Source organism: Bradyrhizobium sp. 33ap4 (genome assembly GCF_032654765.1).
Classification (GTDB): domain Bacteria; phylum Pseudomonadota; class Alphaproteobacteria; order Rhizobiales; family Xanthobacteraceae; genus Bradyrhizobium; species Bradyrhizobium australafricanum.
Window position 1 is genome coordinate 1 of the sequence record NZ_JAUMTJ010000123.1, and the last position, 7,152, is coordinate 7,152.

At 62.7% G+C, this 7,152-nt stretch carries 9 protein-coding genes; 6 read left to right on the top strand and 3 right to left on the bottom strand.

Going from position 1 to position 7,152, the window contains the following annotated elements; translation table 11 throughout:
• The first annotated feature begins 463 nt into the window (after positions 1-463).
• Both Q2M23_RS42760 and Q2M23_RS42765 read left to right on the top strand, forming a co-directional pair.
• Complete coding sequence (locus Q2M23_RS42760) at positions 464-703, top strand: hypothetical protein (RefSeq protein WP_316399388.1); 240 nt, start codon at positions 464-466, stop codon at positions 701-703.
• A gap of 1,031 nt (positions 704-1,734) precedes the next feature.
• Positions 1,735-1,938 carry a hypothetical protein gene (locus Q2M23_RS42765; RefSeq protein WP_316399393.1) on the top strand — a complete coding sequence of 68 codons (204 nt, stop codon included), beginning with the start codon at positions 1,735-1,737 and terminating at the stop codon, positions 1,936-1,938.
• A gap of 110 nt (positions 1,939-2,048) precedes the next feature.
• Here the strand turns inward: Q2M23_RS42765 and Q2M23_RS42770 are convergent, their stop codons facing one another.
• Positions 2,049-2,279 carry a hypothetical protein gene (locus Q2M23_RS42770; RefSeq protein WP_016848527.1) on the bottom strand — a complete coding sequence of 77 codons (231 nt, stop codon included), beginning with the start codon at positions 2,277-2,279 and terminating at the stop codon, positions 2,049-2,051.
• A 99-nt stretch (positions 2,280-2,378) separates the two neighbouring features.
• On the bottom strand, positions 2,379-2,681 hold the full coding sequence (locus Q2M23_RS42775; protein WP_076828393.1) for a hypothetical protein: 303 nt from the start codon (positions 2,679-2,681) through the stop codon (positions 2,379-2,381).
• 192 nt (positions 2,682-2,873) lie between these two features.
• Between Q2M23_RS42775 and Q2M23_RS42780 the strand changes: the two genes are divergently transcribed.
• The 4 genes from Q2M23_RS42780 (at position 2,874) to Q2M23_RS42795 (ending at position 6,574) form a co-directional block, all read left to right on the top strand.
• Positions 2,874-3,233: a hypothetical protein gene (locus tag Q2M23_RS42780; RefSeq protein WP_316399390.1), complete on the top strand. Its 360-nt coding sequence runs from the start codon at positions 2,874-2,876 to the stop codon at positions 3,231-3,233.
• A complete protein-coding gene (locus Q2M23_RS42785; RefSeq protein WP_316399391.1) occupies positions 3,230-4,705 on the top strand; it encodes an amidase in 1,476 nt (491 codons plus the stop codon). The genes Q2M23_RS42780 and Q2M23_RS42785 overlap by 4 nt, the downstream gene beginning before the upstream one ends.
• A gap of 33 nt (positions 4,706-4,738) precedes the next feature.
• Complete coding sequence (locus Q2M23_RS42790) at positions 4,739-5,203, top strand: PaaI family thioesterase (protein ID WP_225164349.1); 465 nt, start codon at positions 4,739-4,741, stop codon at positions 5,201-5,203.
• A 267-nt stretch (positions 5,204-5,470) separates the two neighbouring features.
• The gene (locus Q2M23_RS42795; RefSeq protein WP_316399392.1) at positions 5,471-6,574 is read left to right on the top strand and encodes an IS481 family transposase; all 1,104 of its coding nucleotides are present in this window, start codon (positions 5,471-5,473) and stop codon (positions 6,572-6,574) included.
• A 27-nt stretch (positions 6,575-6,601) separates the two neighbouring features.
• On the opposite strand, the gene Q2M23_RS42800 is transcribed toward Q2M23_RS42795, so the two are convergent.
• Positions 6,602-6,895: an HdeA/HdeB family chaperone gene (locus tag Q2M23_RS42800; protein ID WP_168854955.1), complete on the bottom strand. Its 294-nt coding sequence runs from the start codon at positions 6,893-6,895 to the stop codon at positions 6,602-6,604.
• Between the last annotated feature and the right edge of the window lie 257 nt (positions 6,896-7,152).

Consider the following 7,152-nt stretch of genomic DNA (forward strand, 5'->3'; position numbering starts at 1 on the left):
ATCCCTGTCCCGGAATTACTGAAATCGCTGTCCGCGAATTACCGAAATTGCTGTCCGGAAATTGCCGAAACACGCAGGCTCTCGACATCGCGGCAGTTCGAGAAGCGGCGCTATCTCGCAGGTCAGCTTGAACTATGAAGCCCGGCGCGAGCCGGGATTTTTCTTGGCCCAAAGAACGGCCCCAGCGAGGGGGTACACGCTGAGGCCAAGGCGGTTGGATCATCCATGAGATGACAGGCTCATCACATAAACAGGGCGCCTATACCTACGATGAGCGCTACGAACGATATCGCCGCCAACGCCATGAAGCCGTACTCGACGCCGTCGTGGTGACTGAGCCTGAACATACAGAGAGCTTGCGCCACGGTCTTCGTGTCCGCATTAAAGTAGGCATGTCAGCGATAGCGCCCTAATTGCGGTTTCAGGCTTAACTTAAGCGAAGATTTTTGAAACGATTCCCTCGATGCCGCTTTTATTGCTCATGCAACAGGCGATCGAGGTTCATCTAGTCCGAGTGACGACCGATGACGGCGAGGTCCAAATCTGGCTCGCCGCGACCTCGCGCGAAGAAGCCGTTGACCGAGTGCTGGATGCGATCCCGGAGGGATGGGCTGTTAGCCTCATTCAGCGACAGCTGGCCGCCGATCACATCCCAATTCTCAACATGGCGGCCGGAGAGGTGCGCCGGCATCAGGTGTCCTGAAGAAACGGCCCCAGCGCGTTGGAACGAACGCTGAGGCCGCCTCACCGCGCCGCTACTGGGCAGGGACGGCTCCGAGTGTTGCGGCCCCAGCCGAACTGGATTCTACATAAACAAACGGCCCCAGCACCCCGACAGGGAGGCTGAGGCCGAGGAGCGCCCGTGGGGTAGGGAAAGATTCTGGACACCCCCACCTGAAGCTAGAACCTCCATGGCGCGGAAGGGGCATTTGCATAAGTGAATGAGTGTCCTGGTTTCCCCAAGCGAGTGTCCTAACTAGGACAGCACCAACAGACCGGTGCCGGCCTGTTTCCATCCACAATGGCCTGCTTTGATTTTTCGAGTGGCCGGCTTGGCTTTAACCCCGTCGTAACCAAGGGTTAGCCGATGTTCTCGGTAGGACTACTGAGAAGGCCCTCAGATCTTCTGGCCCCATAATTTCCTGCGGGTCGCGATCTGTTCTCGCGGAATATTTACTGGAACAATTGACCCGGCAGTGCCCTTATTTGGGGGCCCCCAGCCAGACAGGTAGCCCCCCGACTGCTGGAGGAAAACCCGCCTCCGGGACGGGTTGGCGGCCCCCTGTCGGGGCCGTTTAAAATTCCGTAGTTCTCCGGCCAAGAACAAAGTTCCGGCCGTGCGACGCACCTTGCGCCCGAAGTTCCCCTGATAATCAACAAGTTAACCTGACAGGCGCGACGGCGTCCGATAACGGCTGGCACAATCTGCATACTACCTTCGTACCCCTCCTGAGCCCTGGAAAAACTCCGTAGCGTTCGACGGAAGACTCGGGTTCCGCCAGCGTTCGTAACATTGGCCTGCTCCAAGCAACGCGAATTGCGCGGCGCCGGGCAGGCAACATGGCTGGCGACCGTTCCGTGGCGACGCTGCCGGCGGACGAATCCTTTCCGGAATCCACAACGACGGCCCGAACGGGCGCGGCCTTTCACACGATCTTTTTACGGGTGCTGATCATTACTACAACTAATAGTTTAAATATCGACGACCGCCCTTCAATCGCAGAACCGTTACAAATGATCCACAGGGGCATCGAGTTCAGCGTCACTCGGCTGACGGCCGGCGTCTGGAAATGGCGCTTCCAGATCGGCGATCGCGTCTTCACGGGCAAGACCGAAGCAAAGCTCGATCTTCTGGCGATCCGCCGCGTGCAGCTGCGGATCGATCGCGAGCTGAACAATCTGGGGCGGGAACGGACCCGCGGCAGCAATGGGGACTGAGGCACAGTCTATCGTGCACGCCCCGGTGCCCTGACGCGCTGGCCTGCAGAGCTTCGGTTCTAATTAAAATTAGAACACACGAACCGGCGCCCGCTTCGCTCGAAAACGCTTCAATCCGCGCTGGCCAGCCGCCGCATCGTGAACTCGATGTCGCCGCCGGGGAGCTCGCGCCAGCTCTCGACGGCGCTCATATAGGCCGCCTTCGGGTAGCGCTTGAGAAAGTCACGCGCCCTCACGCGGGCCTGATCGCGTGGCAGGCTGAAGGTCTCGCGCAGATAGCCGTCGTCCGGCTTTCGCCGCTCGGCCATCCGGCTGGCGAGATCGCGCGGACGAGACACCATTGCCGCAACTCCGGACCAATTGACGACACCCCCAATATAGGGGTGGCGGCGGGAGAATCCGAGTCGGAGGGAGGCGGACGAGGTCGCCCCGAACGGGCGTTACTGGCTACGCGGCGCGGCGCTTCCCGGCTGCGCCGAGCTTCCGGTCTTGGTCTTCGGCTTGGCGGGATGGGCGGCCGCCTTCGGCGGATCGCTGCGCACGACGCCCCAGGGATCGGACGATCCCTTGGCGTCGGGAATCTTGCTGAGCGAGTCCTTGTAGGCCTTGTCCCTGACCGCGTCCTGCTCCTTCTCCTCCTGGGTCCTGGTCTTGACCTCAGGCATCAGGTTGACGTTCGGCATCTGCGCATAGGCCGGCGCCGACAACAGCACCGCAACCGCAACTGCGCTCAAAACTCTCATAAGAACACTCCCTGCGTTTTCGTCGGCGGTATATCACCGCAACAAAGCCGCCGCCAAGCGTGCCTGCCCCGGCCCCGAACATGATGCGTTTCCGCGGAATCGCATCATGTTCTCATCTCTTTGTTTGAGCATGATCTTTTTCGGAAAACCGGTTTCCACTTTTCCGGATCATGCCCCTAGAGATGGTCTGACTTGCAGGATTTCGGCGACTGCATCCAGTCGTCCCAGATCGGACCGCAGCGCGTGCAACCGCTGAGCGCAAGTCCGATCGCAATCACGCCGCCGAGCACCACCAACCTGCAGAACATGTACGCCCCCACCACTCGCGAGCAGGCGACTGGGCGCCGAAACTGGGGCATTTTCAAGCCGGGCACGGCGCTTGCAGCGCAGCGCAGTGCGCGTCGGAGCGCAGCGCAGTGCGCGTCGGAGCGCAGCGCAGTGCGCGTCGGAGCGCAAGCGCGCGTCGCACGGGCTGCCGGCGCGCACTGGTTTGACCGGGCGGCCGCGCAAATTACACTGCGCAACAAAGCAGAAAAGGAATCGATCAAATGACTTTGGCGATGAGCTGGGACGAGTGGACGCAGCACGACGGGACGGCGCTCGCGGAGCGCGTCAGGTCCGGCGAGCTGACGCCCCGTGAGCTGGCGTCGCAGGCAGCCAGCGCCATCGCCAAGGTCGATCCCGCGCTCTGCGGCGTCGTCGAGCTGTTCGACGATGTGATCGCCGATCCGGCGCGCGACGGTGCCGACCTCGACGGCCCGTTCGCCGGCCTGCCCTTCCTGATGAAGGACCTCGGCCCGACCTTGAAGGGGCGGCTGCAGGAGATGGGCTCGCTGATGATGCGCGGCAATCGCGCCGCGGCGGACACCTTCCTGACGGCGAAGATGCGCAAGGCCGGCCTCAATTTGATCGGCCGCACCACGACGCCGGAGTTCGGGGTCTGCAGCTCGGCGGAAAATCCCGCGGTCTATGTCACGCGCAATCCCTGGAACACCGACTACACCACCTGCGGCTCGTCAGCAGGCAGCGCGGCGATGGTCGCCGCCGGTGCGGTGCCGATCGCGCATGCGACCGACGGCGGCGGCTCGATCCGCATTCCCGCCGGGGTCAACGGCAATATCGGCCTGAAAGTCTCGCGCGGCGTGTTCTCGCTCGCGCCGCATCTGTCCGATCTCACCGGGCTGGTCTCGATCCAGGGCTGCCAGTCGCGCACGGTGCGCGACACCGCTGGCTTCGTCGATGCCTGCCGGGGACCTGCGCCCGGCGAGTTCATGCCGTTCTGGACCTCGCCCGAGCCATATGCCGCAATGATCGCGCGCGACCCCGGCCGGCTCAGAATCGCGCTGTCGCACATATGGGGCGACTATCGCGCGACGCCGCACATCACAGCCGAGCTCGAACGGGTCGGCCGCTTCCTCGAAGGCCTCGGCCATCAGGTCGATTACGCATTGCCGTCGATCGACTATCGGGAAGCCTTCGCGGCGCAGACCACCTGCTACATCGGCAATTTCGCCGTCGTGATCGGCAACATGCTCGCCGCGCGCGGGCTGGAGCGGCCGCCGGCGGAGCTGATCGAGCCGATCAACATCCGCATCTGGGAGCATGGCCGCGACTTCAGCTTCGCCGATCGCGCCCGCATGCAGGCCGTCTTCAACACCACGGCGCGCGGCTTCGGCGCCTTCTTCGAGGACTGGGACATCATCCTGACGCCGATCACGGCACTGCCGACGCCGAAGGTCGGCACCAAGGAGTATCTCACCATCAGCGACAATCCGTCGGTGCTGGACTGGTTCGGCAATCTCTGGCGCAACTTCGCCTTCACGCCGCTCGCCAATCTCTGCGGCATCCCCGCGATCTCGCTGCCGCTCGCGACCAACGAGCACGGCCTGCCGCTCGGCATTCAGGCGATCGGAAAGCAAGCGAGTGACGGGCTGTTGCTGCAGCTCGCCGCCCAGATCGAACGGGCGATCGACGGCAAGTGGAATGACGGCAAGACGCCACGCGTGCATGTCACGCGCAACTAGAGCAATATAGGATCAACAGAGGAACGGGACGTCATGCAGCAGCAAGCCGGGGAATTCGGGATCGACGACGCGAAACGCGTGCTCGGCGACGTCTTTGCGCCATGGGTCCAGGACCTCAATCTGTCGATCGAGCAGTTCGACATCGCGCCGCCTGCCGGCGGCGATGCCGACTGGCAGCCCGGCGCCATCCTGCGCATGCCGTTTTCCGAGCGACTGTGCCGCAATGGCGGCATCGTCTGCGGCCAGGCCTTGATGGCGTTCGCCGACACCGCGATGGTGCTCGCCAACCTCGCGGCCAACAAGGGCTATCGGCCGATGACGACGGTCGACCAGACCACGCACTTCATGCGCGCGGTGACGGCGTCCGACGTGCTGGCCGACGCCCGCGTGGTCCGGCTCGGCCGCACCATGAGCTTCGGCCGCGTCACGCTATCCTCCGCCACCGACAACAAGCCGGTGGCGATGGTGTCGAGCGCCTTCGCGATGCTGCCGGGATAGGCCCCTCGCATCATGGCCGGTCTATCTCATCCTGAAGGATGTGAATGTATGGCGGAGGAGCGGCACCAAACGTTCAGTGTCGTCCCGGCGAAAGCCGGGACCCATAACCACCGAAGACCATTGTTGCGCAGGGCTGCGGCCACAGCCTTCCTCAACAATTAAACCCTGTGGTTATGGGTCCCTGCTTTCGTGTTTGGTCCCTGCTGATTGGTTGGATGGAATCGGTGTAGAACGAGGCGTGGCTTTTATCATGGAGCGCTTCGCGTCATGGAACTGAGCCTGCATGCGAACGCCACGACGACACCGAAGACGCGTGCCTACATCCAGCGCAGCAGGAAGTCGGTCGCCCAATTGGCGGCCGAGCTGGGGGTCAGCGAGACCACAATCTATCGCTGGCGCGGTCGCAGCACGGTCGAGGATCGCTCGCATCGGCCGAAGCACCTCACGACCAGCCTGTCCGCCCTTGAGGAATGGGCAGTGTGTGAGCTGCGGACATCGCTGCAGCTGCCGCTGGACGATATCGTCGAGGTGATGCAGCGGTGCATCAATGCCAAGCTGTCCCGCAGCGCGATCCACCGCTGCCTGCAGCGCAACGGCATCAGCCGGCTTGCCAAGCCTGACAAGCGCAGGGCCGGCGTCTTCGAAAGCGCCAGCATCGGCTTCATTCATATCGACGTGAAGTATCTGCCCGCGCTGCAACGCCGCACCAGTTATGCCTTTGTCGCGATCGATCGCGCCACCCGATACGTCTTCGTCGAGATCCATTCCAGGCGAGACGGAACGACCGCGACCGGCTTCCTCGAACGCTTCCTGGCCGACTTTCCGCACGGTGTTCACACCATCCTGACCGACAACGGAGCCGAGTTCACCGACCGCTTCGCCGTCGACAAGAAGAACAAACCGGTCGGGAAGCCTTCCGGCGACCATCCCTTTGATCGGCTCCGCAAGCAGCGCGCAATCGAGCATCGCCTGACCAAGCCCTACCACCCGCAAACCAACGGCCTCGTCGAACGCTTCAACCGGCGCATCGCTGAAGCCATCGGCCGCGAACACAAACGGGGCAGCGCGCGCCGTACCTTTGTCAACCACGCCGACCGCGACGCCTTCATCGCCAAGTTCGTCCACGACTACAATCGGACCCGCCTCAAATGCCTCGGCTACCTGGCGCCAATCCAGGCCCTCGCCAATCACACGGGACCGAACACTTTCGCAGGGACGACGTCGGACATGTTGTCCCGCCTTCAATCCCGTCATCCTGAGGAGCTTGCGCAGCAGGCGTCTCGAAGGACGAGGCTACCAGCCCGGCCTCACGGTTCGCCTGGCGATGCGAAGCATCGTACAGAGACACGCGTTCCGCGCTCCTCACCATGAGGGTTCAGGCCAATCACGCTGCAAGATTTACTTGCCGAGCACGGCCTCCGCCGCGTTGACGATGCTGATGGTCGGATTCTTTCCGCAATAGGTGCCGAACTTCTTGGCGTTCTCGGTGAACACGTCGGTGTCGATGATCGCCTCGTCGGAGTCGCCCTTGTACCAGCCGTCCATCCAGACCAGCACCATTTTGATGGTGTCGTCTCCGCCTTCGACGAACTGCTTGCAGGTCATGGTCGAGAGATCGAGGACGGTGGCGCTGGCCGGTGCCGACGACAGCGCGAGCGCCGCGGCAAGCATGATCGAGGCAGTGATCTTCATCGCAATCTCCATAGGCAATGATCTGAAATGAACAGGTCGCCGGAAGCCCGGCGGCTCCGTCCGCGACCTCGTAAGCGATGCGTTACATCGAACGCAAGCACTGCATCGCGCGGATCAGCCCGCACATCGTTTCGCTGCACGGCTTGAGAATTCGTGTTTCTGATTTGCGACGGCGCCCGCGCTAATCTTACTGTGTCATAAGTGGATCGGCGGGTCGCGCCCTTTGATGAGCCGGATGCAGCAAGGACACCTTTGCA

Excerpts from the sequence above, each read along its gene's own strand:
- Q2M23_RS42775 (WP_076828393.1), bottom strand. The coding sequence starts at position 2,681 with ATGAGAGTTTTGAGCGCAGTTGCGGTTGCGGTGCTGTTGTCGGCGCCG.
- Q2M23_RS42790 (WP_225164349.1), top strand. The coding sequence starts at position 4,739 with ATGCAGCAGCAAGCCGGGGAATTCGGGATCGACGACGCGAAACGCGTG.
- Q2M23_RS42785 (WP_316399391.1), top strand. The coding sequence starts at position 3,230 with ATGACTTTGGCGATGAGCTGGGACGAGTGGACGCAGCACGACGGGACG.
- Q2M23_RS42795 (WP_316399392.1), top strand. The coding sequence starts at position 5,471 with ATGGAACTGAGCCTGCATGCGAACGCCACGACGACACCGAAGACGCGT.
- Q2M23_RS42800 (WP_168854955.1), bottom strand. The coding sequence starts at position 6,895 with ATGAAGATCACTGCCTCGATCATGCTTGCCGCGGCGCTCGCGCTGTCG.
- Q2M23_RS42760 (WP_316399388.1), top strand. The coding sequence starts at position 464 with ATGCCGCTTTTATTGCTCATGCAACAGGCGATCGAGGTTCATCTAGTC.
- Q2M23_RS42770 (WP_016848527.1), bottom strand. The coding sequence starts at position 2,279 with ATGGTGTCTCGTCCGCGCGATCTCGCCAGCCGGATGGCCGAGCGGCGA.
- Q2M23_RS42765 (WP_316399393.1), top strand. The coding sequence starts at position 1,735 with ATGATCCACAGGGGCATCGAGTTCAGCGTCACTCGGCTGACGGCCGGC.